This is a genomic window from Mesorhizobium sp. WSM4307 (genome assembly GCF_007003945.1).
Taxonomy (GTDB): Bacteria; Pseudomonadota; Alphaproteobacteria; order Rhizobiales; family Rhizobiaceae; genus Mesorhizobium.
The window spans coordinates 48,079-72,732 of sequence record NZ_VFTB01000008.1 but is presented as its reverse complement, the minus strand read 5'-3'; the positions used below and the strand labels follow the sequence as shown (position 1 = coordinate 72,732).

Below are 24,654 nucleotides of genomic sequence, written 5' to 3'. Positions count from 1 at the left end.
TTGGTAGGGTGGGTTCTTGGGAGGAGGGCTTGGGGGGCTATAGGCGGTTGCCGGATGGGGTGTCGAACAGCGAGGCGCGGGCGGGGTCAAAGCCGATCCGGATTGGATCGCCGGTGCGCAGCGTCTTTTCCGCCTCGACGCGGAAGGAAAAATTGCGGCCGCCGAGCTTGGTCCACACCAGCGTGTCGGAGCCCATCGGCTCGACGATCTCGACGGATGACTCGGCGGTGAACGGCATGGCCTTGGCCGCATCTCCAAAGGCGACGTGCTCGGGCCTGATGCCGAACACACAGGGCTTGCCCGCGCTGCCGCGATCCTTGTCGAACTCATAGCGGGCGAGCGGTATCGAAACCCCGTCGGCGGTGAACGCCGCGGCATCGCCGGCTGCAAGTTGACCCTCGACGAAATTCATTGCCGGCGAACCGAGGAATCCGGCGACAAAGCGATTAACCGGACGGTTGTAGATCGTTTGCGGCGCGTCGAGCTGTTGGATGACCCCGCCCTTCATCACCGCGATCCGGTCGGCCAGGGTCATCGCCTCGATCTGGTCGTGGGTGACGTAGATCATGGTGTTCTGCAATCTGCGATGCAGCAGCTTGATTTCGACGCGCAATTCGGATCGCAGCTTGGCGTCAAGATTGGACAGCGGTTCGTCGAACAGGAACACATCGACATCGCGCACCAGCGCCCGCCCGATCGCCACGCGCTGCCGCTGGCCGCCGGACAGCGCGGAGGGCTTGCGTTGCAGCAGCGGTTCGATCTGCAAGATCTCCGCGGCGCGCGCGATGCGCTTGGCGATTTCGTCCTTGGGCAGGCCCGCGACGCGCAGGCCGAAGGACAGGTTCTTCTCCACCGTCATCTGCGGATAGAGCGCATAGGACTGGAATACCATGCCGATGCCGCGATCCTTGGGCTCTTCCCAGGTGACGTTCTTCCCCTTGATGAAGATGCGGCCCTTCGAAATGTCGAGCAGCCCGGCAATGCAGTTGAGCAAGGTCGACTTGCCACAGCCAGAGGGTCCCAGGAGCACGATGAACTCGCCCTCGGCGATATCGAGGTCGAGTGTCTGCAGGACCGACACCGCACCATAGTTCAGCGACAGGTTCTGGATCGATACGCTGGGGTTCGCGATTTCAGCCATCATCACCCTTTCACCGCGCCGGCAGCGATGCCACGCACGAAAAGCCTGCCGGAAATGAAATAGATAACGAGCGGCACCAGCCCGGTCAGGATGGTCGCCGCCATATTGACGTTGTATTCCTTCACGCCCTGCACGGAGTTGACGATGTTGTTGAGCTGAACCGTCATCGGATAGGTGTCGGGACGCGTGTAGACGACGCCGAACAGGAAGTCGTTCCAGATGCCTGTCACCTGCAGGATGACGGCGACGACGAAGATCGGCAGCGACATCGGCAGCATGATGCGCAGATAGATGCCCCAGAAACCGGCCCCGTCGACACGCGCTGCCCGGAACAATTCCTCCGGCATGGAGGTGAAATAGTTGCGGAACAGCAATGTCAGGATCGGCATGCCGAAAATGGAATGGACGATCACCAGGCCGCTCAGGCTGCCATAGAGGCCGATCTCGCGCAGGATGATGACGATCGGGTAGATCATCACCTGATAGGGGATGAAGGCACCGACGATCAGGATGATGAAGAACGTGTCGGCGCCCTTGAAGCGCCAGTTGGCCAGCGCATAGCCGTTTACCGAGGCGATCGCGATCGACAGGATCACCGAAGGTACGGTGATACGAACGGAGTTCCAGAAGCCGCGCGAAAGTCCGTCGCAGTTAAGGCCGGTGCAGGCCGTCGACCATGCCTTGACCCAGGGCTCGAAAGTGATCTCGAGCGGGGGCGAGAAGATGTTGCCGAGGCGGATTTCCGGCATGCCCTTGAGCGAGGTGACGATCATCACATAGAGCGGCAGGAGGTAGTAGAGCGCCGCCACGATGAGCGTGCCATAGAGGAAGATGTTGCGGCGCGAGAAGATGTGACGCGGCTTCGGTCCGCTCGGTCCCGAGGCATCGGCTTGGACGGCGCCGGACGGCGCGGACAGGGAAACGGCTTGGTCAGACACGCTTCCTGCCTCCGAATTCGAGATAGGCCCACGGCACGATGACGATCATCACCGAGAGCAGCATCATGGTCGAGGCTGCGAAACCCTGGCCGAGATTCTGGGCGAAAAACATGTAGTCGTAGACATACTTTGCCGGCACTTCGGAGGCGATGCCGGGTCCGCCGCTGGTCTGGGCGACGACAAGGTCGTAGACCTTGACGATGCCGGACGCGATGATGACGAGCGTGGTGATGAAGACCGGTCGCATCATCGGGATGATGATGAACAGATAGGTCTTCCACATCGGAATCCCGTCCACCCGCGCGGCCTTCCAGATATCCTCGTCTATGCCGCGCAGGCCGGCCAGCATCAGGCACATGATCAGCCCGGTGCCCTGCCAGAGCGCGGCGATCGATATGCCGTAGATGACGATGCTGGAATTGTAGAGCGGATCGAAAGCGAAGCTCGTCCAGCCGAGGTTTCGTATCACGCCCTGGATGCCGAAGTCAGGATTGAGCAGCCATTGCCAGACAAGGCCGGTGACGATGAAGGAGAGCGCGAAGGGATAGAGAAAGATGGTGCGGAACGTATCCTCGAAACGGATCTTCTGGTCGAGCAGGGCAGCGAGGATGAAACCGATCACCAGCGAGAAAACCAGCGAGATCACACCGTAGATCAGCAGGTTCTCGATCGAGATCAGCCAGCGCGGGGTCGCCCACAACCGGTAATACTGGTCGAGGCCGACGAAATTCAGCCGCGGCAACAGCTTCGAATTGGTGAAGGAATAGAGCACCGTCCACGCCGTGCCGCCGACGAATACCACCAGCGCGGTGAGGATCATGGGGATCGACGCGACCTTCGCATTGAGATTGCGAAACAGTCGGCTCGGGCGTTCGCTCTTGCTCATCGGTGCAGCCATGCTGGATCGGGTACGAGCCCGCCCTCCCGGCCCTGGAGTTCACCGGACCGGGAGGAAGGGAGTTGCCGGCGGTATCAGTCCGCCGTGGCGATGATGTCGGCGAAGCGCTTCTGCGCCTCTTCCACGGTCATCTCGGGCTTGGCGAAGAACTCGGAGAACAGGTCCTCCTTCTGCTTCTGGCTGTCTTGCGAAAGCAGCTGATCGGTCCATGGGATCACGGCACCCTTGGCCAGGATGGCGAGACCCTTCTTCATGCAGTCATTGGCAGCGTTAAGGTCGACGTCGCCACGCACCGGCAGCGAGCCCTTCTTGAGATTGAAGGCGACCTGGGTCTTGGGATCGAGCAAGGTTTCGGCCAGGACTTCCTGCGCCTTTGACTTGTCGGCATCCTTGAGCACCGGGAAATAGAAGGCATCACCACCCGTGGCAATGACCTCGTTCAGGCCAAGGCCGGGAAGACAGGTATAGTCCTTGCCGGCGGTCTTGCCGGCAACCTGGAACTCGCCCTGCGCCCAGTCACCCATGATCTGGCCGCCGGCCTTGCCAGTGATGACCATGTTGGTGGCCTGGTTCCAGTCCTGCACATTGGTGTTCTTGGCCATCTTGCGCGCATCGTCGGCCGCCTTGAACACCTTGGCGACTTCGGGGCCGGCTGCGAACTTGGCGTCCTTGTCCTTGTAGACCTTGAGGAAGGTGTCGGTGCCGCCAACCGCTGCAAGCAGCACGTCGAAAGCGCCGGACGACTGCCAGGCCTGCCCGCCCACCGCCAGCGGCACGATGCCTGCCTTCTCGAGCGCCGGGGCGGCGGCCACATACTCATTCCAGTCCTTTGGCACCGGCACGCCGGCCTTCTGGAAGGCCTCGTTCGAGAGCCACAGCCACTGCCAGGAGTGGATGTTGACGGGCACGCAATAAATCTTGCCGCCGATGGTGCAGCTGTCGAGCAGGCTCTTCGGTCGTACGACCTCTGTCCACTTGCCCTTGGTGGCGACATCGGTCAGGTCGCGCATCAGGCCGGCCTGCACCAGTTCTTCCGCTTGCCGGCCGTGATTGAACTGGGTGGCGCCCATCGGGTCGCCGCCGGTGATCCGGCTGATCATGATCGGCCGTGCCGTGCCGCCGGAGCCGGCAATGGCGCCGTCGACCCAGTGGTTGCCGGTGGCGTCGAATGCCTTGGCGAGTTCCGCAACCGCCGCCGCCTCGCCGCCGGAAGTCCACCAATGAGTGACTTCCAGGTCCGTCGCGGCGGCCGGGCCGGCGAACTGCAGCGCTGCCGTGGCCGCCAGGGCAGCGGTCAAAAGTTTGTATCGCATTTCGGTTCCTCCCAGAATCTGAAACGTTACAGATTTTCGATACGGCAATTGCGTGGATGACGCAACCCCAGGCGTGGAGACCGTTCGATATTTTTTCGAGTCGCGAATAAAATCTGCCGAGCGAGCTTGTCGTTGTGCGCCGCAATATGAGCAATTGCCGTGCAAAATAGGAAAAGGTTCGTGAAAGCCGGCAAAGAGCGTCGCCAAGACGGCGTTTCGCTCTGGATTCTCAAGGGAATTCGCGACTCCATGTCGTCCTGCGAATTCGCCCGCCAGCGCGGTGCAATTGGCAATCTGTAACGTTTCAGTATATTGACGGATTGCCGGGCTTGAAATCATGCCACGCCGCCAATCACGGCGATTGCCGACCCGGCCTGCGGCTGCTATGCGCCTGATGGGCGGGACGAATGGACAGACGGAATACGGAAAAGAACGAGGAAGCGTCGGCGCAGGAGCGGCCAACGCTGAAGACGCTTGCCTTCATGACCGGGCTGGGCGTCACCACCGTGTCGCGCGCCTTGAAGGATGCCCCTGAGATCGGCGCCGAAACCAGGCGCCGCGTCCAGCTCGTCGCCAAGCAGATCGGCTACCGCCCGAACCGCGCCGGCGTCAGGCTCAGAACCGGCAAGACCAATGTCATCAGCCTCGTGCTCAACACCGAGCAGGAGATCATGAGTTTCGTCTCCGACATCATCTACGGCGTCTCGGAAGTCATTGCCGACACGCCCTACCATCTGATCGTCACGCCCTATTCGCGCTCGCAGGATCCGCTCGACCCGATACGCTACCTGGTCGAGACCGGCTCGGCCGACGGCGTCATCATTTCACGCACGCAGCCGAACGATCCCCGGGCCCGCTACATGCTGGAGCGCGGCATTCCGTTTGCCACGCATGGCCGCACCGAGATGGGGCTGGTCCACCCCTATCATGATTTCGACAATCACGCCTTCGCGGTCGAAGCCGTACGGCGCCTTGCGAGCATGGGACGCCGCAAGCTTGCTTTGCTGACGCCACCCGTCGGACTGACCTATTACGGCCATACGGTAAACGGCTTTGCCGATGCGCTGAGCGAGGTTGGCGCCAGCGAGATCCCGTTCAGCACCGTATCGATCGACCATTCGATCGAACAGATCAGGACGAGGACCGCGCAGTTGATGCGCCGCGACATCAGGCCGGACGGCTTTGTCAGCAGCGCCGCCGCCGCCACCCTTGCGCTCGTCGCCGGCATCGAGGATGCCGGCCTCAAGCTTGGCCGCGACGTCGACATCGTCTCCAAGCAGTCATCGGACCTTTTGCATCTGTTCCGGCCCGAACTGCTGATCGTCAATGAGAACTTCCGGCTGGCGGGCTCCGAACTCGCCCGCTCCGTGCTCGGTTGGATCAGCGGCGCCGCACCCGGCTCCCTGCAAAGTCTCAGCGTGCCGGGCGAGGTCCTGGCCTACAATCGCTCCCCGGACTAACCGGCAGCGCCACTGCCCCACGGACCGTGGAAGGCACCCTGCTCGCCGATGCGTTCGAAGCCATGCGCGCCGAAGAAGTCACGCTGCGCCTGGATCAGGTTCGAGGTGCCGCGGCCCTGGCGATAGCTGTCGAAATAGGCAAGTGCGGAAGACAGCGCCGGCACCGGCGCACCGGCCTCGGAAGCCCTCGCCACGATACGCCGCAGAGACGGATGCGCTTCCTGCATCAAGCTGATGAAAGCGGGCGCCATCAAGAGATTGGTCGAAGCGCCGCCGCTGCTGAAGGCCTCGGCCATCGTATCCAGCATCTGCGAGCGGATGATGCAGCCGGCGCGCCAGATCCTGGCGATGGTTGGCATCGGCAGGTTCCAGTTGAACTCCTTCGAGGCGCCGCTCATCACCGCGAAACCCTGCGCATAAGCCGCGATCTTGCCGGCGAACAGCGCCAGTTCGAGATCTTTCAGCAGCGCATCCTTGTCGCCGGAAATCTTCGATACCCCGATGTTGCCATAGGCTTTCTCGGCCGCCAGCCGCTCGTCCTTGATCGACGACAGCACACGGGCCGCCACGGCCGCCTCGATCGCGGTCGCCGGAATGCCGAGTTGCTGCGCCTCGATGACCGACCATTTGCCGGTGCCCTTCTGGCCGGCGCGGTCGAGGATGATGTCGACCACCGGCTTGCCGGTCTTGGGATCGTCGGCGGCGAGCACCTTGGCGGTGATCTCGATCAGGTAGGAGTTCAGCCGGCCCTTGTTCCAGTTGGAGAACACCGCGCCGATGTCCTTCGGGCCCATGCCCAGGCCATCGCGCAGAATGCCGTAGATTTCGGCGATCATCTGCATGTCGGCATATTCGATACCGTTGTGGATCGTCTTGACGAAGTGGCCGGCGCCATCGGTGCCGAGCCAGGCGGCACAGGGTTCGTCCTTGAACTTGGCGGAGATGGCGGTCAGCACTTTTTCGACCCGCTTCCACGAATCCTCCGTGCCGCCGACCATGATCGACGGGCCATGGCGCGCGCCCTCCTCGCCGCCGGACACGCCCATGCCGATGAAGGTCAGGCCCGAGCCGGACAGTTCGGAGAAGCGCCGCATCGTATCGCGGAAATTGGCGTTGCCGGCATCGATGACGATGTCATTGCCGGACAGCACGCCGCGCAAGGCTTCGATCTGTTCATCGACCGGTTTGCCGGCCAGCACCATGATGATGATCGGGCGCGGCGGCCGGATCGCGGCGGCAAGTTCTTCCAGGCTGTAGCAGGGCACAACCATGTTCTTCAGCGCGCCGGCATTCTCGACGAAGGCGTCGGTGCGTGCCCGGGTGCGGTTGAAGACGGCAATGCGGTGCCCGTGCTCGGCGATGTTCAGCGCCAGGTTGGAGCCCATCGTACCAAGGCCGATCAGGCCGATTTCGGCTTTTTCCATCGTTTCTTCCCTGCTTTCGGATCTTGTTGGTTGGAGCCCGCGATTTTGCCGGATGCCCGTTCTTCCCGGGATGATTGACGGGCCTTTCGGGCCGCGTCAACCGCCTCGCCGAATTGTGTTGCGGTTGCACAATGCAGGCCGTTCGACAACAATCACATCTGTCGGCTACGGCCGGACGTCCACAGGCGCTTCGATCTTCACCATCTTGAAATCCGAGACCAGGATGTCGATGCGCACAGTCCAGCGCCCGGGAACCGGAATGACGAGGTTGTCGACACGCCAGCTGCCGTCGCCGGGCTTCGTCGCCGCGCGCTTCAGCGGCTCGATGCCGGAATCGGGCTTCGACAGCACCAGCGTCACCTCCTTGGCGTCAAGCGGCCCGAAATCGCCGGTCATGATGATCATCGAGGCCGCGACAGGCCCGGCATGGCCTGGCGTGATGCTGAGATCTGCCATCGCCTCCAGCGCATGGATGTGGAGCGAGACCGGCTGCGCCGCCGCGATCGCCAGCGCCCGTGGGGGCGGCGTGAAGCGCCAGCCCGCGGCAACGCCGAAGATCGCCAGCACGATTAGCATTTCGACGCCGATCGAACGGGTGAGCCTGCGCTGCACCTCCGTAGCGCCCGCCTCGGCGGAAGCGGTGAGTTTCCAGCGATTGACCGCGGCCAGCGTGAACAGAAAGACCAGCAGCGCCAACTTGACCAGCAGCAGCCGGCCATAGGCGGTGCCGGCCAGCGCCGAGGGCGTCTGCACCTGAATGACGGCAAGCACGATGCCGGCCGCGGCAAGCACGGCGACCACAGGCAGGATCGCGCAGGAGAACCGGCGCAGGAACGCGACGGCGCCCGGCGTCTGGCGCTTCAGCGCGAGAGCGAGCGGCACCAGCGCGCCGCCCCAGAAGGCAATGCCGATACCGTGTACGAACACCATCGGCCGCGTCAGCCATTGCGGCTCGGCCGCGCTGGCGTGGCCGCTGGCGGCAAGCGCGACGCCGACGCCAAGGAGGCCGGCGAGCGCCAATGGCCTGGCGAGTACACGCGGTCCGGCCAACGAAAGCAAACCGAGCCCCAGCGCGGTCAGGGCGGCCAGCACCGTCCAGCCGAAGGAGGTGCCGAGCCCGGTCCGCCAGATCACCGGCTGCGCCAGATGGGAGAGCGGTGCTCCGAGTGCATCGAGCCCCTGAAAGCCGAGCGACAGGGGTGCCGCCATCAGGCCGCACAGGATCGCGGCCGCGACAAAACGCTGGCCGGCGCGTCCGTTGCCCGCCAGCCAGGCAAGGGCGAAGGCGCCGCCGACACCGAGGAAAAGACCGATGTAGAGAAAGATCTTGCCGATCCAGATCGCCGACCGCGACGGCCAGTCGACTGCTTCGGACACGGCGGGTGGTTCGCTTGGTGCGCCGATCGAAAACAGCAGCGAGCCGCCGACCGGATGGCCGTCGGCGGAAATGACGCGCCAGCTCAGCACATGCGTGCCGGATTTGAGCGCTTGCGGATTGTCGATCTCGAGCGTCTGGTCGGTGAGGCGGAAGGATGTCAGCCCAACCGGCGTGCCGTCGGGTTTCACCAATGTCAGCACCAAGGGCGAAACCGGTTCGCTGAAGGTCAGTGAGAACTGTGCCGGAGCCTGCGCCAGCACGGCGCCGTCGGCCGGGTCGGTCTTGATCAGCGCGGCATGGGCAAAGGCCTGGCTGGTCGAGGCTACGAAGATAACCGCCATGAGCAAGCCCAGCAGTCCGCCGGCAATCCGGCCGACGCGGTTGCTATTGGTATCGACCATCCGGGAAGATGTTGCGGTCATGCCAGGCCACGAGGCTGCGGCGCGCTCCGGCAAGCAGAGCGCGCCAGGGGACAAACTATTTCTTCGATGTGAGCTTGATGCCGGGCGCCGGGGTCTCCAGCGCGTCTTCATCCTGCCCTGCCGCCGGGATCTCGATCCAGCGGTCGACGGCATCGCCGCATTCCTGCACCACTGGGAAATAGAGCTTCTGGCCGACGGGCAGATCCGCCGTCAGCGTGGCGCGGAAGATGAACTCGTCATAGAATTCATCCGGCAAATTGCCGCCGCTCCAGTCGACTTCCTTGACGCCGTCGGTCACCGCTTGGCCATAGAGCTGATAGGACTTTTCATATTTGCCCTTCTTGGTCTGCAGCGTCCAGCCGGGTTTCGGCATCGGCTTCACCGCGATCACCCCTTCCGGGATCTGCACGCGCACGGCGGTCGTCGCCTTGCCGTCGCAACCATGCGGCACCCGCAGCGCCGCCTTGTAAGTCGAGCCGACCGCCGCTTCCTGGGTTTCGAGTGTGATATGCGCGGAGGCGGCATTTGTCCCCAAAGCCAGAATCGCCCCGGCCGCCAAAAGATACTTGTTCATGATGGTCCCTCTAGAATTCTGATCGGTACGACGGCCGGTTCAGTCGTTGTCTTCTTGGGGCGCCGCGCTGCCAATGGCCTGCACGGCGAATTTGATCGTCACCGTCCCGGCCTTTTCGAAGGTCAGCGTGGCGGCGAACATCTCGCCTTGCTTGGGTGGCTGCTTCAAATCCATGAACATCACATGATAGCTGCCGGGACCCAAAACGACCTTGCCGCCGGGTGGAATCTCCAGGCCGCCGACAACGGGCCGCATGGTCATGACGCCGTCCTTGACACCCATCTCATGCAGTTCGGCCTTGTCCGAGATGTCGGACGAAATCGACAGCAGCCGGTCCGGTGCGCTGCCGTTGTTTGTAATGGTGAAATAGCCGCCGGCCACCTTGGCGCCCATCGGCGTGGCGCGTGACCAGGGATGGCCGATCTCGATATCGCCGACCTTGAACTCATGCGCCAGGACGGATTGGGCGCCGGCGAGCATGATTGCCAAGGCCACCACGGCAGTGCCGAGACGCTCCTGGACGTGGGACAGAATGCGGCTGAACAGAGTGCCTGCCGCTATGGGGGAAGAATGGGACATGATTGCTCCATGAAGTGATTATCGCGCCGTTGCCGGTCGCGAGCCGTTTGATCTTTGGATGGGTGCGCCCGCGAAAGGTTCCGCCGGGCGAGCAAGCTCAGGCCACCAGTGGCGGCGCGCGCGGATTCGACGGCGAGCGTTCGCGCGCGAAGTCGAGGTGGATGCTCGCCGGAAAAACGAAGGCGACCGCTTCGAATGCAAGGCTGGCCAGGGCCAGCCCGGCGTCGGGCGGCGGCGCAAAGGCGGATGAAAACATGCCGCAGCCAAGCGCGCAGCAGGCCGGCAGATGCGACGGGTGCTGGTCACCGCCGGGAAGCTGGGTGGCACCGTCGTGGGTACAGATGACATTGCCGAAGGCGTCGAGCTGCGAGGCATTCGGCCCGGTTACGAAGGCGAACGCGCCGAGCGTCGACTGAAGCAGCAGCAGGCAGACCGCGACAAGCGCGGTCGGCATGCTCCAGCGTCTCCCCCGGCGGTTCAAGCCATCTGCCTCTTCAAGCAACTCTTGGAAGGATACCTATCATGGCAGCGGCAGGTCGAAAATCGCCAATTCGATGCTGCGGCAACGCGGCGCGATCAGGATTTCTGCAAGGGGATGGAGGTCAACAGCGTCTGGCGCGCCGACTTCAGGTGCTTGCGGCAGGCGGCGTCGACCTTGCCGAGGTCGCGCGATTTGAGCGCCTCGATATAGGCAAGGTGCTCGCCGACCGCGACTTCGTTACGCTCGCGCTCCTGCGCCTTGTTCCACTGGTAGTGGTAATGGAAGATCATGGCGATGACGTCGTAGAAATCGACGATGAAACGGTTGTGCGAGGCCCGGTGGATGAGCCGGTGGAAGCGCTCGTCCAGCTCGGAAAACGCGTTGAAGCGCGTGGCGATCTCTCGTGCCAGCAGACGATGTTCGTCCTCCAGGCGGTCGAGATCGGCCCAAACCGGGCTGTCCTGCGGCAGGGCGGCGAAGGCAGCCGCCGAGCGCAGTTCGAACATCTCGCGGATCTCGGTCAGTTCGAGCGCGAAAGCCCGCGTAAAGCCCTTCAGCACCCAATGGCTGTTGCGGCGCTTCTCGATCAGGCCGAAGCGCGAGAAGCGGATCAGGAACTCGCGCACGCTGGTGGTGCCGACGCCGATCTCGCGCGCCAGTTCAAGCTCGTTGATCTGCATGCCGGCCTCGGCGCCGCCGGCGAGCAGGCGCCGCATGAACGACCGCTCGATGATTTCGGCCAGTGTGTCTGTCTCTTCCTCGGGGAAAAAATCGTCGGGTCGCGGATCGCGCAGCACTGTCTTGGCACGCTTGTTCCAGGCGATCAGCCCGGTCTCCTCCATGCGCGCCAGGATGCTGCGCACGGTCGTGCGGCTGACGCCCAGCAGCGTGCCCAGTTCCGGTTCCGACGGCAGGCTGCGCGTTTCGTCGAGCAGCCTGAGGCACCTGTTATAGGCGTCCTTGTAGACGTTGTTGCTCTTCGACATCCCCTGACCCATTCATGCCGGCGCTTGCGGCGGCCGGCTTGAAGCGCAATATGACGTTCCCATGACCCTGAAAAGCAGGAATTGCTTTCGCCAGGGCACGGTCCATTGTTTGCAGCGCCGCCGCCAGCCAGAGGCGTGCTGAACGCCCGCGAAAAAACAATTGACGCAAAACTGTTTTTTCACGATAAAAGACATTAACTCTTAACAAGCGCGTGTCAATCCGCGCATCCCAGGATCACCCAGGAAACCGCCCGTGAACGTCTCGAACACCATTCTTCTGTCCCCCGCCGACAATGTCGCCGTTGCCAATGGCCGCATCGAGATCGGCACGGCTCTGCCGGGCGGCGCGCTTGCCACCGCCGTCATCGAGCCCGGCCACAAGGTGGCGATCAAGCCGATTGCCGCCGGTGAAGCCGTGGTCAAATACGCCCAGGCGATCGGCCGCGCCACGCAGGACATCGCACCGGGCGAGCATGTCCATTCGCACAATCTGGTGTTCGAGGCCGGCCGCCTGCCGGTGGTGCCGCCGAGTGAGGCCGAGCATGCGACAGCGGCCGACCGCGCCCGCACCTTCATGGGGTATCGCCGCGCCGATGGCCGCGCCGGCACGCGCAACTTCATCGGCATCATCGCCAGCGTCAATTGCTCGGCCACGGTCTGCCATTCCATCGCCGACACCGCCAACCGGACCTTGCTGCCGAAATATCCCGGCATCGACGGTTTCGTGCCGATCGTCCACGGTCAGGGCTGCGGCATGAGCGGCACTGGCGACGGCATGATGGTGCTGCACCGCACGCTTGCCGGCTATGCCCGCCACCCGAATTTCGGCGGCGTGCTGATGGTCGGCCTGGGATGCGAGGTCAACCAGCTCACCCTCTATGGCCAGAAGGGTGTTGCCACGGGAAAACGCCATTTCAACATCCAGGACGCCGGCGGGTCGCGCAAATCGGTGGAGAAGGCGATGGCCGTGCTGGCCGAGATCGCCGAGGAAGTCGGTCAGTTGAAGCGCGAGCCGATTCCGGTCAGCGAGATCGTCGTCGGTCTGCAATGCGGCGGCTCGGACGGCATGTCGGGCATCACCGCCAATCCGGCGCTGGGTGCCGCCGTCGATATCCTGGCCGGCGTCGGCGGCATCGGCATCCTCTCCGAGACCACGGAAATCTACGGCGCCGAGCATCTGCTCGCCTATCGCGCGGCAACGCCGGAGATCGCGCAGAAGCTCGACGGTTTCGTGAAGTGGTGGGAAGATCACGTCGCCAAGCATGGCGCCTCGATCGACAACAACCCCTCGCCCGGCAACAAGCGCGGCGGCCTCACCACCATCCTGGAAAAGTCGCTCGGCGCGGTCGCCAAGGGCGGCCAGACGCCGCTCAATGGCGTGTTCGGCTATGCCGAGAAAGTCACCGGCAGCGGACTGGTGTTCATGGACACGCCCGGCTACGACCCGGTCTCGGCCACCGGCCAGGTCGCCGGCGGCGCCAACGTCATTGTCTTCACCACCGGCCGAGGCTCCTGCTTCGGCTGCCGGCCGACACCGTCGATCAAGGTCGCCACCAACTCGACCATGTATCACCAGATGGAAGAGGACATGGACGTCAATTGCGGCGTCATCGCCTCGGGCGAAAAGACCATCGCCGGCATGGGCCGCGAGATCTTCGAACTCATCGTCGAGACGGCTTCCGGCCGCAAGACCAAGAGCGAGGATTTCGGCTATGGCGACAACGAGTTCGTGCCCTGGCATCTCGGCGCGACGCTCTGAATTCAACGCATATGTGGTAGAACTGCCGGGCGGGACAGCGGCCGGCAACGGGGAGGGTTTTGCATGGAAAAACGCCGCATCGGCAGCACGGCGCTCGAAGTCACCGAAGTCAGCTTCGGCGGCGCCGCGATCGGCGGCCTTTACCGCGCCTGTTCACGCGAGGCGGCGATGGAGACGCTGCAAGGCGCCTGGGAGGCGGGCCTGCGCTATTTCGACACCGCGCCCTTCTATGGGTTCGGCCTGTCGGAACGCCGCTTCGGCGACTTCCTGCGCTACAAGCCGCGCGATTCCTACGTGCTGTCCACCAAAGTCGGCCGCCTGTTCCGGCCGGTGCCAGAAGACCAGGTGCCCGACCACTCCTATGTCGATCCGCTGCCCTTCGCGCTCGACTACGACTATTCCTATGACGGCATCATGCGGTCGGTCGACTTCAGCTATGCGCGGCTTGGGCTGAACAAGATCGATATCCTGTATGTGCACGACATCGGCGCCTACACGCATGGCGTCGAGAAGACCAAGCAGCACTTTCGCCAGTTCATGGATGGCGGGCTCAAGGCACTCGAGGGGTTGAAGCGGGCCGGCACGATTTCCGCCTATGGTCTCGGCGTCAACGAAGTCCAGATCTGCCTCGACGTGATGCGCCGGGCGCCGCTCGATTGCATCCTGCTTGCCAGCCGTTATTCCTTGCTCGACCGCAGCGCCGAAGCCGAACTGCTGCCGCTGTGCCGGGCGCAACAGACGTCGCTGGTGATCGGCGGCGTCTTCAACTCCGGCATATTGGCGACCGGGCCGGTGCAAGGCGCGCATTTCGACTACCAGCCCGCCAGCCGCGATATGCTCGATCGGGTCGACGCCATGGAGAAGATCGCCGGCGAAGGCGGTTACCCGCTGGCCGCCGCCGCCTTCCAATTTCCCCTGCACGAGCCGGTGGTCGCCACCGTACTGACCGGTACCGCCAAACTGGCAAACCTGACACGTAACCTCGAACTGCTCGACATCAACGTGGCGGAGACGGAATACGCCAAATATCGTCCCTACACGGTGGTGCAGGGCCTGGCGTGAAGCCGGCGTCCGCCAGCGTTGACGGGCGAGGCTCGGCTTCACAAATGCGCGACTCCGCGGAAAGAATGAATGTTCCATATTGACTAACAGATGGAATTAATATTCCATGTATTCACGAAACGGGAGCGTTCGGCTGCGTCCAGGGAGGAAGGGCGCGTGATTGTGTCCGTGCCTGACATGGGAATCAGGTGCGAAACACCGCTTGCATCGTCCAGATCGATGCACTATCAAAACAGCGTAAATGTTTTTTATTGATAAAGTTCTGTTTGGGCCACGCCTATCCGAACGGAGCTTCCGTAACGTTCACCGGGCGACTTAGGGAGGTATCCTATGAAATTCGTGACCAGCATTCTCAACCGCCGCGCCGTCATGGCCCTGGCAGCAGCGTCGATGCTCGCCGGCGTCATGCACTCAGCGCCGGTTTCGGCGGCGGATGTGACCATTCCGATCATCGTCAAGGACACCACGTCCTTCTACTGGCAGATCGTGCTCGCCGGCGCCCGCAAGGCCGGCAAGGATCTCGGCGTCAACGTGCCGGAACTCGGCGCCCAGGCTGAAACCGACGTCAACGGCCAGATCTCCATCCTCGAGAACGCCGTCGCCGGCAACCCGGCCGCCGTCGTCATCGCGCCGACCGAAGCCAAGGCGCTCGGCAAGCCGATCGACGAGGCAGCGGCCAAGGTCAAGGTCATCGGCATCGACTCCGGCGCCGACTCCAAGGCCTTCACCTCGTTCCTGACCACCGACAACGTCCAGGGCGGCCGCGTCGCCGCGGACGGTCTTGCGGCAGCCATCGGCGCGGCCAATGGCGGCAAGGTCGAAGGCAAGGTTGCCCTGATCACCGCACTGCCTGGCGCCGGCTCGCTCGAGCAGCGCGCCCAGGGCTTCAAGGAACAGCTCAAGGCCAAGTATCCCGGCCTCGAACTGATCGCCGACAAATATGCCGACGGCCAGGCCACCACCGGCCTCAACATCGCGACCGACCTGATCACCGCCAATCCGGACCTGAAGGGCATCTTCGCCTCCAACCTGATCATGGCGCAGGGCGTCGGCCAGGCGATCGCCGAGAACAAGCTTGCCGGCAAGGTCGGCCTGATCGGCTTCGACAGCGACGAGAAGCTGATCAAGTTCCTGAATGACGGCGTCATTTCCGGCCTCGTCGTCCAGGATCCCTACCGGATGGGCTATGACGGCATCAAGACCGCGCTCGCCGCTTCGAAGGGCGAGAAGGTCGAGGCCAATGTCGACACTGGCGCCAACCTTGTCACCAAGGCCAACATGAAGGATCCCAAGATCGACGCGCTGCTCAATCCGAAGCTCAACTAAGCCTCGGTTGAGACGCACTGTTTCCGGGGCCTCGTGCCCCGGAAACGACAGCGACGTCGTTTGGAAATAGGGCAACCTGGGCTAGGTTGCCCTGGCAGGCATTTCGAAGCCCGCCGCGGGCCCAGATCGTGAGGCCAATCAGGGAGGATTGTCATGACATCGACGGCTCAAGACCTGCACCCCGCCCCTGTGCTGGAGCCTGGCAGGACGATCCTCGAACTGCGCGGCCTCGAAAAGAAATATCCCGGCACCCATGCGCTGAAGCCGGTGACGCTGGCCTTCAAGTCGGGCGAAATCCACGCCATCGTCGGCGAGAACGGTGCCGGCAAATCCACTCTGATCAAGCTTCTCACCGGCGTCATGCCGCGCACCTCCGGCGAGGTCATCTGGGAGGGCAATCCGGCGGCGCTGGCGACCCCGCATGAGGCGATGGCGCTCGGCATCAACGCCGTGCACCAGGAAGTCGTGCTCTGCCGTCATTTGACGGTCGCCGCCAACATGTTCCTCGGCGAGGAGAATTCGCGCTTCGGCATCCTGCAGCAGCGCGTCATGGTCAAGGAAGCGCAGAAGATCATCGACGATCTCGGCTTCGACCTGCCGGCGCATGTCATGCTCGGCGACCTCACCATCGGCCAGCAGCAGCTGATCGCCGCCGCCCGCGCCACCGTGCGCGGCACCAAATTCCTGATCTTCGATGAGCCGACCGCCTACCTGACCCGCAAGGAGGCCGACCAGCTCTTCACGCTGATCCGTCGGCTGAAGTCCGAGGGCGTGACCATCATCTACATCAGCCACCGCATGGAGGAGGTCTTCGAGCTCGCCGATCGCGTCTCCGTGCTGCGCGACGGCACGCTGGTCGGCACCAGAAACATCGCCGAGACCAACGATGCCGAACTGGTCAAGCTGATGATCAACCGCTCGATCGAGCAGGTCTATCACAAGGAGCACTTCACGCCGGGTGCCGCGATCGTGGAGACCAGGAACCTGTCGGGCAAGGGCTTCGAAAATGTCTCGATGACCGTCCGCGCCGGCGAGATCGTCGGGCTCTACGGGCTGATCGGCGCCGGGCGCAGCGAATTCGTCACCACGCTCTACGGCCGCCATCGCAAATCGGCCGGCCAGATCCTGTGGGAAGGCAAGCCGGTTCAGGTCAATTCGGAGCACGATGCGATCAGGCTCGGCATGGCGCTGGCGCCGGAAAGCCGCCGCGACCAGGGCCTTTGCCTCAATTTGCCGGTTGGCCTCAATCTCAACCTGCCGATCTACAAGCGCATCTCCAAAAACCTGTTGATCTCCGGCGCGCAGGAGAAGGCCCAGGCCGACCGCCAGATCGCCGATCTCCGCATCAAGACGCCGACACGCCATGCGCTGGCCTCCAGCCTGTCGGGCGGCAACCAGCAGAAGATCGTCATCGGCAAATGGCTGGCGCATGGCGCCAAGCTGTTCATTTTCGACGAGCCGACAGTCGGCGTCGATGTCGGCACCAAGGCCGAAATCTACCGCCTGTTCGGCGCGCTCTTGTCGAAGGGCGCCGGCATCATCCTGATCTCGTCCTACCTGCCGGAAGTCTATGAGCTGGCCGACACGCTGCATGTGTTCCGCCGCGGCAAGCTGGTGGCGACACACGGATTCCGCACCGCCGATCACGAGGAAATTCTCACACAGGCGCTCGCCGAGAAACAAGAAAAGCTGGGAGGAAAGATATGAGCACCGAGGCGATCCCTGCCGAAAAATCCAAGCGCAATTACAACGCCCTGTTCGGGCTGACGCTGCTGGCGCTGCTGGTGCTGCTCTGGGTCATCCTGTCGCTGTCGACATCGAGCTTCGCCTCGGCCAACAACATCTCGAACCTTTTGCGTCAGGGTTCGATGATCGCCATCCTGGCGGTCGGCCAGACCTTCGTCATCATCACCGGCGGCATCGATCTGTCCGTCGGCGCTGTGGTCGGCTTTGCCACCGTCATTGCCGCGATGCTGATCAACGCCGGCATACCGGTCTTCCTCGCCATCGCGATCACGCTGCTGGTCGGCGTTGCCATCGGCCTGTTCCACGGCTTCGGCATCGTCAAGATGGGCCTGCCGCCCTTCATCATCACGCTGGCGACGCTGACCTCGCTGCGCGGCATCGGCCTTCTGATGACCAACGGCAACTCGATCTCCATCAACAATGACGCCTTCCAGGAATTCTCGCGCAACTCCTTCCTCGGCGTGCCCAATCTGTTCTGGATGGTTATCCTGGTCGGCATTCCGGCCTACATTTTCCTGCATCACAGCCGCTGGGGCCGCTACCTCTTCTCGGTCGGCTCGAATGCCGAGGCCTCGCGCCTCTCCGGCGTCAATGTCCAGCGCACCATCTACATGGCCTACACGCTGTCGGGCCTGTGCGCGGCTTTTGTCGGCGTGCTCCTGGCCTCGCGCATCGGCATCGGCAACCCGACCCAGGCCGAGGGCTGGGAACTGCAGGCGATCGCGTCCTCGGTCATCGGCGGCACCTCGCTGTTCGGAGCGGTCGGCTCGGTGCATGGCCCGCTGCTCGGCGCCTTCATTCTCGCCACCATCAACAACGGCGCCAACCTGCTCAACGTCAACGCCTTCTGGCAGCGCATCATCACTGGCGTGCTGATCATCGTCATCGTCTATTTCGACGGTCTGCGCCGCCGCGGCGGCAAGTGACCATTGCTGAAATCGATCTCCGGCCCGGCGTGAAGACAGGTCGGAAACCTAATCGGACTGAGACATGAAAGCCGTTATCTGCCGCTCGCCCGGGGAACTCATCCTGGAAGACCGCCCCGCGCCCGGCGCGCCCCCTGCCGGCTGGGCGCTGGTCGCGGTCAGCCATGTCGGCATCTGTGGCACCGACTACCACATTTTCGAAGGCAAGCACCCGTTCCTCGCCTACCCCCGCATCATGGGCCATGAAGTCTCCGGCACCGTCATCGAGACCGGCGAGGGCGTCGATCTTGCCGTCGGCGAACCGGTCGTCATCAACCCTTACCTCTCCTGCGGCAAGTGCATCGCCTGCCGGCACGGCAAACCGAATTGCTGCGTCAAGATCGAGGTCTTGGGCGTCCATCGCGACGGCGCCATGTGCGAACGCATTCTTGTCCCGGCGCGGAATCTCTATCCGGCCAATGGCCTGTCGCTGGCCGACGCAGCCGCCGTCGAATTCCTGGCCATCGGCGCGCACGCGGTACGTCGCGCCCGTGCCGATCCCGGCGCTCGCGCTCTGGTCATCGGCGCCGGCCCGATCGGGCTCGGCAACGCCATCTTCGCCCGCATTGCCGGGCTCGACGTGACGCTGCTCGACATGAGCAGTGAACGTCTCGTTTTCGCCGAAAACGAACTTGGCTTCAGGATCCTCGACGGCTCGCGCGGAGCGGTGCCGGATCTGGTCAAGGAAGCGACATCGGGCGAAGGCTTCGACCTGGTCTTCGACGCCACCGGCAACACCCGGTCGGTGCAGTCGGCTTTCGCCCACGTCGCGCATGGCGGCACACTGGTGCTGGTCAGCGTCGTCAAGGACGACATCGTCTTCTCCGACCCTGAATTCCACAAACGCGAAATGACGCTGGTCGGCAGCCGCAATGCACTGCGTGCCGATTTCGATCATGTCGCAGACTCGATCCGCAACGGCGCCGTGCCCCTGGCCAAGCTGGTCACCCACCGCACGACGCTGGCCGATACGCCGAGCGATCTCGCCCGCTGGGCGCATGAGAAATCCGGCCTGATCAAGGCCGTGATCGAGATCGGATAGTCGGCAGGATTCGGCTCACAGCGCCGACAGTTTGAGCTCGACCCGCTCCGCCGGAAAGCGCGACTCGGAGAACTGGATCGGCTGACCGTCCGGCGTGATGTTGACGGCCACCGTGACCAGCACGATGGCGCCTGGCTGCAGGTCGAGGTCGGCGAGATCGGCCGCATCGGCATGGCGTGCCGACAGCACGGTCGATTGCCTGAGATAATCGTCTATGCCGAAGCGGGCCAGCGACGCGGTGATCGAGCCAGTCTCAGCCATCGCCTTGTCGATGCCGGCAAAGCGCCTGGCATCGAACCAGCCAGCAGCGCGTGACACAGGCCGTCCATCGGCCTCACCGCGTGTCTCCAGCCGGATCACCTCGGCGCCCTTGGCAAGGCCAAGCCCTTCGGCGACACGCGGGCTGGCCGGCTCGACCGACGAGGCAAGCAGCACGATGTGCCGTTCCGAGGTTTGTCCCTGCAGGCCCGTTGAAAAGCGTGTGCGCGCCCCGATCGGATAGGACAGCCGCTTGCGAGACAATACGAAGGTGCCACGCCCCTGCTCGGCCCGCAGCACACCTTCCTGCACAAGCGCCGATATGGCGCTGCGCACCGTGTGGCGATTGACGCCATAGCGCTCGGCGAGCGCCACCTCCGGCGGCAGCGCGGCATTCTCGGCGAAATCGCCGGTGGCGATCGCCTGCAGGATCCTGTCGGCGATCTGCCGCCACAGCGAGACGCCGCTGCGCCGTTCAATACTGTCGGCTTCCTGTCGCCCGATCATGAGTTGGCCCCTGCCTTCCGTCCCCTGTCATCCACTCGTCATGGACTCGCGCTAGGTAATATGTATAATTTGTATAGTTGTCTATATCAATAGACAAATTAGCGAAGAGGAATGCTGCCGATGCGAGGACAGGAAGCCCGCGACCAGGCCGGACGCAAAGCCGCGATGGCGACCCTGGCGCAATCGAGCGGCGACGATATCGTCCGGCTCTGGAACGAAGCCGGCCTGCCTTCGCAGGCCGAACTGCTGCGCGGTCCGGAGACCGGACTGGTGACGCTGCGCGGTCGCATCGGCGGCGGCGGCGCGCCGTTCAATGTCGGCGAGGCGACCGTCACCCGCGCCACTGTCCGGCTGCCGTCCGGACAGGTGGGCCATTGCTACGCGCTTGGCCGCGACAAGCAGAAGGCGAAGCTGGCGGCGATCGCCGACGCGCTCTGGCAGGACCCTGCCCGCCGCGCCGAGGTCGAGACCAGGCTGATCGCGCCTTTGAGGTCGGCGCTCGCCGCTGCCCAGGAAAAACGCCGCGCCGAGACAGCGGCAACGAAAGTGGATTTCTTCACCATGGTTCGCGGAGAAGACTGATGGATATCGCAGCACAATCGATCGAGGGCGGCTTTGCCGATCCGGTGTTCAACGCCCAGACGGTGTTTCGCGCGGTCATGGACGCGATGGCGCGGCCGGGCAGCGTGCAGCCTCTGTCGGCCCTGGCCCGCCCGCCGGCGCCGCTCTCGCCAACCGCTGGCGCCGTGGCACTGGCGCTGTGCGACAACGACACGCCGCTCTGGCTCGACCCGGCCCTGCACGCCTCCGCCGCGATCGGCTCCTGGCTTGGTTTCCATACCGGCGCGCCGCTGGCCAACACGCCTGCCGACGCGCATTTCGCCTTTGTCGCCTCGCCGGCCGAGATGATGGCGCTCGACGGCTTTGCGCAGGGAACGCAGGATTATCCCGACAGGTCGACCACCCTGATCCTGCAGGTCAGCGACCTCGTTTCAGGCACTCCGTTGCTGCTGGAGGGTCCCGGCATCGAAATCAGCGCCACGATCGCGCCGGCGCAGATGCCGCGTCATTTCATCGAGCAGTGGAAGCAGAATATCCAGCGCTTTCCGCGCGGCGTCGACATCATCCTCGCCACATCAGAAGGCGTAGCCTGCCTGCCGCGCACGACGCGCATCAAGACGATGGAGGCTTGAAGATGTATGTCGCGGTAAAAGGCGGTGAAGCCGCAATCGCCAATGCCCACAGCCTGCTCGCCGATCGCCGGCGCGGCGACCGTTCGGTGCCGGCACTGCGCCTCGACCAGATTGTCGAACAGCTGGCGCTCGGCGTCGACCGGGTGATGAGCGAAGGCTCGCTCTACGACCGTGAACTCGCGGCACTCGCCATCGTCCAGGCGCGCGGCGACATGATCGAGGCGATCTTCCTGGTGCGCGCCTATCGCACCACGCTGCCGCGCTTCGGCTACACCAAGCCGATCGACACCGGCGCCATGCTGGTCGAACGGCGCGTCTCGGCAACCTACAAGGATCTGCCAGGCGGCCAGTTGCTCGGGCCGACCTTCGACTACACGCACCGGCTGCTCGACCCCGAACTTGCCGCCGGCGCCGATGTCGCCGAACCCTTGCGGCGCGAGACGGAAGCGCAGGCCATGCCGCGCGTCTCGGCGATCCTCGCCCGCGAAGGCCTGATCGAACCGGACGGCGAGATGCCGCAGGACCATGTGCCCGGCGACATCACCCGCGAGCCGCTGGAATTCCCGATGGCGCGCGACATCCGCCTGCAGGCGCTGTCGCGTGGCGATGAAGGTTTTCTTCTGGCACTCGGCTACTCCACCCAGCGCGGCTATGCCCGCAACCATCCCTTTGTCGGCGAAATCCGCATCGGCGAGGTCGAGTTGGAACTCGATGTTCCCGAACTGCCCTTCGCAGCACCCCTCGGCACGGTGCGGGTCACCGAGTGCCAGATGGTCAACCAGTTCAAGGGCTCGGCCAAGGCGCCGCCGCAGTTCACCCGGGGCTACGGCCTGGTCTTCGGCCAGAGCGAGCGCAAGGCGATGGCCATGGCGCTCTGCGACCGCGCCCTGCGCGCCTCCGAGCTCGGCGAGGACATCATCGCCGCCGCCCAGGACGAGGAATTCGTCATCTCGCATTCCGACAATGTCCAGGCGACCGGCTTCGTCGAGCATCTGAAGCTGCCGCATTATGTCGACTTCCAGGCCGAACTCGACCTCGTGCGCCGCATGCGCGCCGAATATGAGGCCCGCGAAAACCCCGCGAGGGTCGACGAGAAGCGGGAGGCCGCGGAATGATCGAAGGCCTGTCCCACATGACCTTCATCGTTGGCGACCTCGAGCGGATGACAAGGATACTCGAGGGCGTCTTCGACGCGCGCGAGGTCTATGCCAGCGACGCCGAGCAGTTCTCGCTGTCACGCGAAAAATTCTTCCTGATCGGCGACATCTGGATCGCCATCATGCAAGGCGAGAAGCTTAACGAACGCAGCTACAACCACATTGCCTTCAAGATCGATGACGCCGATTTCGACCGCTACGCCGAGCGCGTCGGCAAGCTAGGCCTCGACATGCGCCCGCCGCGCCCACGCGTCGAGGGCGAAGGCCGCTCGATCTATTTCTACGACGACGACAACCACATGTTCGAACTGCACACCGGCACGCTCACCGAGCGGCTGGCGCGCTATGCCAAAGGACTTGAGGTCGCATCATGACCGATATCGCCACCTACAACTTCGCCTATCTCGACGAGCAGACCAAAAGGATGATCCGCCGGGCGATCCTCAAGGGCATCGCCATCCCAGGCTATCAGGTGCCGTTCGCCTCGCGCGAAATGCCGATGCCCTATGGCTGGGGCACCGGCGGCGTCCAGGTCACCGCCTCGATCATCGGCCCCGATGACGTGCTGAAGGTCATCGACCAGGGCGCCGACGACACCACCAATGCGGTGTCGATCCGCGCCTTCTTCAAGAAAGTCGCCAATGTCGCTGTCACCACCGATACCGCCAGCGCCACCATCATCCAGACCCGCCACCGCATCCCCGAACATCCGCTGACCGCGGGCCAGGTGCTGGTCTACCAGGTGCCGATCCCCGAGCCGCTGCGCTTCCTCGAACCGCGCGAGACGGAAACGCGCAAGATGCATGCGCTGGAGGAGTATGGCCTCATGCATGTGAAGCTCTACGAGGACATCGCCAAGCACGGCCGCATCGCCACCACCTATGCCTATCCGGTCAAGGTCGAGGGCCGCTATGTGATGGACCCCTCGCCGACGCCGAAATTCGACAATCCCAAAATGCACCGCTCGCCGGCCTTGCAGCTGTTCGGCGCCGGACGCGAGAAGCGCATCTATGCGGTGCCGCCCTTCACCGATGTCGTCAGCCTCGACTTCGAGGACCATCCATTCGAGGTGCAGACCTTCGACCAGCCCTGCGCACTGTGCGCGGCCGAGAATGTCTATCTCGACGAGGTCATCCTCGACGACCATGGCGGCCACATGTTCGTCTGCTCCGACACCGACCATTGCGAGAAGCGGCGCGAAGAGGGCCATCGCGGCCATCTTGCTCCGGAAATCCATCTTGCTTCCGAAAAAATGGAGCCGGCACAATGACCGACGAACCGCTGCTGCGCGTCTCGGCGCTCTCCAAATTCTACGGTTCGCGCGTCGGCTGCGACAACGTCTCCTTCGACCTGTGGCCGGGCGAAGTCCTGTCAGTCGTCGGCGAATCCGGCTCCGGCAAGACGACGCTGCTCAATTGCCTGTCGACGCGGCTGCTGCCGTCGTCGGGCACCGCCAGCTACCGCATGCGCGACGGCCAGTTCCGCGAGCTCTACCGCATGAGCGAGGCCGAGCGCCGCTTCCTGATGCGCACCGACTGGGGCTTTGTTCACCAGAACCCGGCCGACGGCCTGCGCATGACGGTGTCCGCCGGCGCCAATGTCGGCGAACGGCTGATGGCGGTCGGCGACCGCCACTACGGCAAGATCCGCGCCACGGCCGTCGACTGGCTGTCGCGCGTCGAGATCGAGGAAGACCGTATCGACGACGAGCCACGTGCCTTTTCCGGTGGCATGCGCCAGCGCCTGCAGATCGCCCGCAACCTCGTCACCGGCCCACGGCTGGTGTTCATGGACGAACCGACCGGCGGTCTTGACGTCTCGGTGCAGGCGCGCTTGCTAGATCTCTTGCGCGGGCTGGTCACCGATCTCGGCCTCGCGGCCATCGTCGTCACCCACGATCTCGCGGTGGCGCGCCTGCTGTCGCAGCGCATGATGGTGATGAAGGACGGCCGCGTCGTCGAAAGCGGCCTCACCGACCGCGTGCTGGACGACCCGCGCGCGCCCTACACGCAGCTTCTCGTTTCTTCCATTTTGCAGGTGTAACG

24 protein-coding genes are annotated in these 24,654 nt (G+C 63.9%); 13 read left to right on the top strand and 11 right to left on the bottom strand.

From position 1 onward, the window contains the following. Positions 1–37: 37 nt before the first annotated feature. The 4 genes from ugpC to FJV83_RS20060 all read right to left on the bottom strand — a co-directional run bounded on the left by ugpC (position 38) and on the right by FJV83_RS20060 (position 4,290). Positions 38–1,141 carry a sn-glycerol-3-phosphate ABC transporter ATP-binding protein UgpC gene (gene ugpC, locus FJV83_RS20075; protein ID WP_142884625.1) on the bottom strand — a complete coding sequence of 368 codons (1,104 nt, stop codon included), beginning with the start codon at positions 1,139–1,141 and terminating at the stop codon, positions 38–40. Between the two features lie 2 nt (positions 1,142–1,143). Next, entirely contained in the window at positions 1,144–2,079 is a 936-nt protein-coding gene (locus FJV83_RS20070) for a carbohydrate ABC transporter permease (RefSeq protein ID WP_095772441.1), read from the bottom strand. Next, positions 2,072–2,965: a sugar ABC transporter permease gene (locus FJV83_RS20065; RefSeq protein ID WP_027047408.1), complete on the bottom strand. Its 894-nt coding sequence runs from the start codon at positions 2,963–2,965 to the stop codon at positions 2,072–2,074. Before FJV83_RS20065 ends, FJV83_RS20070 begins: the two co-directional genes overlap by 8 nt. A gap of 86 nt (positions 2,966–3,051) precedes the next feature. Beyond that, the gene (locus tag FJV83_RS20060; protein ID WP_095787095.1) at positions 3,052–4,290 is read right to left on the bottom strand and encodes an ABC transporter substrate-binding protein; all 1,239 of its coding nucleotides are present in this window, start codon (positions 4,288–4,290) and stop codon (positions 3,052–3,054) included. A gap of 407 nt (positions 4,291–4,697) precedes the next feature. Here FJV83_RS20060 and FJV83_RS20055 point away from each other — a divergent pair, with 407 nt between their 5' ends. Further along, positions 4,698–5,750, top strand: a complete 1,053-nt coding sequence (locus FJV83_RS20055) for a LacI family DNA-binding transcriptional regulator (protein ID WP_095772439.1) — start codon at positions 4,698–4,700, stop codon at positions 5,748–5,750. Here FJV83_RS20055 and gndA read toward each other — a convergent pair. The 6 genes from gndA to FJV83_RS20025 form a co-directional block, all read right to left on the bottom strand. Continuing rightward, positions 5,747–7,174 (bottom strand): NADP-dependent phosphogluconate dehydrogenase, encoded by a 1,428-nt coding sequence (gene gndA / locus FJV83_RS20050; protein ID WP_095792574.1) that lies wholly within the window; start codon positions 7,172–7,174, stop codon positions 5,747–5,749. The two genes, FJV83_RS20055 and gndA, sit on opposite strands and share 4 nt — an antisense overlap. Positions 7,175–7,339: 165 nt before the next feature. Next, complete coding sequence (locus FJV83_RS20045; protein WP_142884574.1) at positions 7,340–8,974, bottom strand: copper resistance CopC/CopD family protein; 1,635 nt, start codon at positions 8,972–8,974, stop codon at positions 7,340–7,342. Positions 8,975–9,029: 55 nt separating this feature from the next. Further along, positions 9,030–9,548: a YcnI family protein gene (locus tag FJV83_RS20040; protein WP_142884575.1), complete on the bottom strand. Its 519-nt coding sequence runs from the start codon at positions 9,546–9,548 to the stop codon at positions 9,030–9,032. Between the two features lie 39 nt (positions 9,549–9,587). After that, entirely contained in the window at positions 9,588–10,127 is a 540-nt protein-coding gene (locus tag FJV83_RS20035; RefSeq protein ID WP_095772435.1) for a copper chaperone PCu(A)C, read from the bottom strand. 97 nt (positions 10,128–10,224) lie between these two features. Then, positions 10,225–10,581 carry a DUF2946 family protein gene (locus tag FJV83_RS20030; RefSeq protein WP_142884576.1) on the bottom strand — a complete coding sequence of 119 codons (357 nt, stop codon included), beginning with the start codon at positions 10,579–10,581 and terminating at the stop codon, positions 10,225–10,227. 122 nt (positions 10,582–10,703) lie between these two features. Beyond that, positions 10,704–11,594, bottom strand: coding sequence for a GntR family transcriptional regulator (locus FJV83_RS20025; protein WP_095787101.1), 891 nt, complete (start codon positions 11,592–11,594; stop codon positions 10,704–10,706). A 253-nt stretch (positions 11,595–11,847) separates the two neighbouring features. On the opposite strand from FJV83_RS20025, the gene FJV83_RS20020 reads away from it, so the two are divergent. The 6 genes from FJV83_RS20020 to FJV83_RS19995 all read left to right on the top strand — a co-directional run bounded on the left by FJV83_RS20020 (position 11,848) and on the right by FJV83_RS19995 (position 19,494). Continuing rightward, on the top strand, positions 11,848–13,353 hold the full coding sequence (locus FJV83_RS20020) for an altronate dehydratase family protein (RefSeq protein WP_142884577.1): 1,506 nt from the start codon (positions 11,848–11,850) through the stop codon (positions 13,351–13,353). A gap of 63 nt (positions 13,354–13,416) precedes the next feature. Continuing rightward, a complete protein-coding gene (locus FJV83_RS20015) occupies positions 13,417–14,415 on the top strand; it encodes an aldo/keto reductase (RefSeq protein WP_142884578.1) in 999 nt (332 codons plus the stop codon). A gap of 330 nt (positions 14,416–14,745) precedes the next feature. Further along, entirely contained in the window at positions 14,746–15,741 is a 996-nt protein-coding gene (locus tag FJV83_RS20010; protein WP_095199574.1) for an ABC transporter substrate-binding protein, read from the top strand. Positions 15,742–15,894: 153 nt separating this feature from the next. Next, positions 15,895–17,448, top strand: a complete 1,554-nt coding sequence (locus FJV83_RS20005) for a sugar ABC transporter ATP-binding protein (protein WP_095772429.1) — start codon at positions 15,895–15,897, stop codon at positions 17,446–17,448. Continuing rightward, positions 17,445–18,413: an ABC transporter permease gene (locus FJV83_RS20000; protein WP_095772428.1), complete on the top strand. Its 969-nt coding sequence runs from the start codon at positions 17,445–17,447 to the stop codon at positions 18,411–18,413. Before FJV83_RS20005 ends, FJV83_RS20000 begins: the two co-directional genes overlap by 4 nt. A gap of 64 nt (positions 18,414–18,477) precedes the next feature. Then, positions 18,478–19,494, top strand: coding sequence for a zinc-binding alcohol dehydrogenase family protein (locus tag FJV83_RS19995; RefSeq protein ID WP_095772427.1), 1,017 nt, complete (start codon positions 18,478–18,480; stop codon positions 19,492–19,494). 15 nt (positions 19,495–19,509) lie between these two features. Here the strand turns inward: FJV83_RS19995 and phnF are convergent, their stop codons facing one another. Beyond that, positions 19,510–20,259 carry a phosphonate metabolism transcriptional regulator PhnF gene (gene phnF, locus FJV83_RS19990; protein ID WP_095772426.1) on the bottom strand — a complete coding sequence of 250 codons (750 nt, stop codon included), beginning with the start codon at positions 20,257–20,259 and terminating at the stop codon, positions 19,510–19,512. Between the two features lie 120 nt (positions 20,260–20,379). Between phnF and phnG the strand changes: the two genes are divergently transcribed. Genes phnG through phnK form a run of 6 tightly spaced genes read left to right on the top strand, consistent with a single transcriptional unit; the run spans position 20,380 to position 24,652 of the window. Beyond that, entirely contained in the window at positions 20,380–20,841 is a 462-nt protein-coding gene (phnG, locus tag FJV83_RS19985; protein ID WP_095772716.1) for a phosphonate C-P lyase system protein PhnG, read from the top strand. Then, a complete protein-coding gene (phnH, locus tag FJV83_RS19980) occupies positions 20,841–21,452 on the top strand; it encodes a phosphonate C-P lyase system protein PhnH (RefSeq protein WP_095772425.1) in 612 nt (203 codons plus the stop codon). The genes phnG and phnH overlap by 1 nt, the downstream gene beginning before the upstream one ends. A gap of 2 nt (positions 21,453–21,454) precedes the next feature. Next, positions 21,455–22,567: a carbon-phosphorus lyase complex subunit PhnI gene (locus FJV83_RS19975; RefSeq protein ID WP_142884579.1), complete on the top strand. Its 1,113-nt coding sequence runs from the start codon at positions 21,455–21,457 to the stop codon at positions 22,565–22,567. Beyond that, the gene (gene fosX, locus FJV83_RS19970; protein WP_095772423.1) at positions 22,564–22,983 is read left to right on the top strand and encodes a FosX/FosE/FosI family fosfomycin resistance hydrolase; all 420 of its coding nucleotides are present in this window, start codon (positions 22,564–22,566) and stop codon (positions 22,981–22,983) included. Before FJV83_RS19975 ends, fosX begins: the two co-directional genes overlap by 4 nt. After that, positions 22,980–23,879 carry an alpha-D-ribose 1-methylphosphonate 5-phosphate C-P-lyase PhnJ gene (locus tag FJV83_RS19965; protein WP_095772422.1) on the top strand — a complete coding sequence of 300 codons (900 nt, stop codon included), beginning with the start codon at positions 22,980–22,982 and terminating at the stop codon, positions 23,877–23,879. The genes fosX and FJV83_RS19965 overlap by 4 nt, the downstream gene beginning before the upstream one ends. Further along, positions 23,876–24,652: a phosphonate C-P lyase system protein PhnK gene (gene phnK / locus FJV83_RS19960; protein WP_095772421.1), complete on the top strand. Its 777-nt coding sequence runs from the start codon at positions 23,876–23,878 to the stop codon at positions 24,650–24,652. Before FJV83_RS19965 ends, phnK begins: the two co-directional genes overlap by 4 nt. Positions 24,653–24,654 lie beyond the last annotated feature (2 nt).

Bases quoted from the DNA above. Each gene is read 5' to 3' on its own strand.
- FJV83_RS20045 (WP_142884574.1), bottom strand. From the start codon at position 8,974: ATGACCGCAACATCTTCCCGGATGGTCGATACCAATAGCAACCGCGTC.
- FJV83_RS20025 (WP_095787101.1), bottom strand. From the start codon at position 11,594: ATGTCGAAGAGCAACAACGTCTACAAGGACGCCTATAACAGGTGCCTC.
- gndA (WP_095792574.1), bottom strand. From the start codon at position 7,174: ATGGAAAAAGCCGAAATCGGCCTGATCGGCCTTGGTACGATGGGCTCC.
- FJV83_RS20035 (WP_095772435.1), bottom strand. From the start codon at position 10,127: ATGTCCCATTCTTCCCCCATAGCGGCAGGCACTCTGTTCAGCCGCATT.
- phnK (WP_095772421.1), top strand. From the start codon at position 23,876: ATGACCGACGAACCGCTGCTGCGCGTCTCGGCGCTCTCCAAATTCTAC.
- FJV83_RS19975 (WP_142884579.1), top strand. From the start codon at position 21,455: ATGTATGTCGCGGTAAAAGGCGGTGAAGCCGCAATCGCCAATGCCCAC.
- FJV83_RS20030 (WP_142884576.1), bottom strand. From the start codon at position 10,581: ATGCCGACCGCGCTTGTCGCGGTCTGCCTGCTGCTGCTTCAGTCGACG.
- FJV83_RS20000 (WP_095772428.1), top strand. From the start codon at position 17,445: ATGAGCACCGAGGCGATCCCTGCCGAAAAATCCAAGCGCAATTACAAC.
- FJV83_RS20060 (WP_095787095.1), bottom strand. From the start codon at position 4,290: ATGCGATACAAACTTTTGACCGCTGCCCTGGCGGCCACGGCAGCGCTG.
- ugpC (WP_142884625.1), bottom strand. From the start codon at position 1,141: ATGGCTGAAATCGCGAACCCCAGCGTATCGATCCAGAACCTGTCGCTG.
- phnH (WP_095772425.1), top strand. From the start codon at position 20,841: ATGGATATCGCAGCACAATCGATCGAGGGCGGCTTTGCCGATCCGGTG.
- FJV83_RS19995 (WP_095772427.1), top strand. From the start codon at position 18,478: ATGAAAGCCGTTATCTGCCGCTCGCCCGGGGAACTCATCCTGGAAGAC.
- FJV83_RS20005 (WP_095772429.1), top strand. From the start codon at position 15,895: ATGACATCGACGGCTCAAGACCTGCACCCCGCCCCTGTGCTGGAGCCT.
- FJV83_RS20015 (WP_142884578.1), top strand. From the start codon at position 13,417: ATGGAAAAACGCCGCATCGGCAGCACGGCGCTCGAAGTCACCGAAGTC.
- FJV83_RS19965 (WP_095772422.1), top strand. From the start codon at position 22,980: ATGACCGATATCGCCACCTACAACTTCGCCTATCTCGACGAGCAGACC.
- FJV83_RS20065 (WP_027047408.1), bottom strand. From the start codon at position 2,965: ATGAGCAAGAGCGAACGCCCGAGCCGACTGTTTCGCAATCTCAATGCG.
- phnF (WP_095772426.1), bottom strand. From the start codon at position 20,259: ATGATCGGGCGACAGGAAGCCGACAGTATTGAACGGCGCAGCGGCGTC.
- fosX (WP_095772423.1), top strand. From the start codon at position 22,564: ATGATCGAAGGCCTGTCCCACATGACCTTCATCGTTGGCGACCTCGAG.
- phnG (WP_095772716.1), top strand. From the start codon at position 20,380: ATGCGAGGACAGGAAGCCCGCGACCAGGCCGGACGCAAAGCCGCGATG.
- FJV83_RS20010 (WP_095199574.1), top strand. From the start codon at position 14,746: ATGAAATTCGTGACCAGCATTCTCAACCGCCGCGCCGTCATGGCCCTG.
- FJV83_RS20040 (WP_142884575.1), bottom strand. From the start codon at position 9,548: ATGAACAAGTATCTTTTGGCGGCCGGGGCGATTCTGGCTTTGGGGACA.
- FJV83_RS20055 (WP_095772439.1), top strand. From the start codon at position 4,698: ATGGACAGACGGAATACGGAAAAGAACGAGGAAGCGTCGGCGCAGGAG.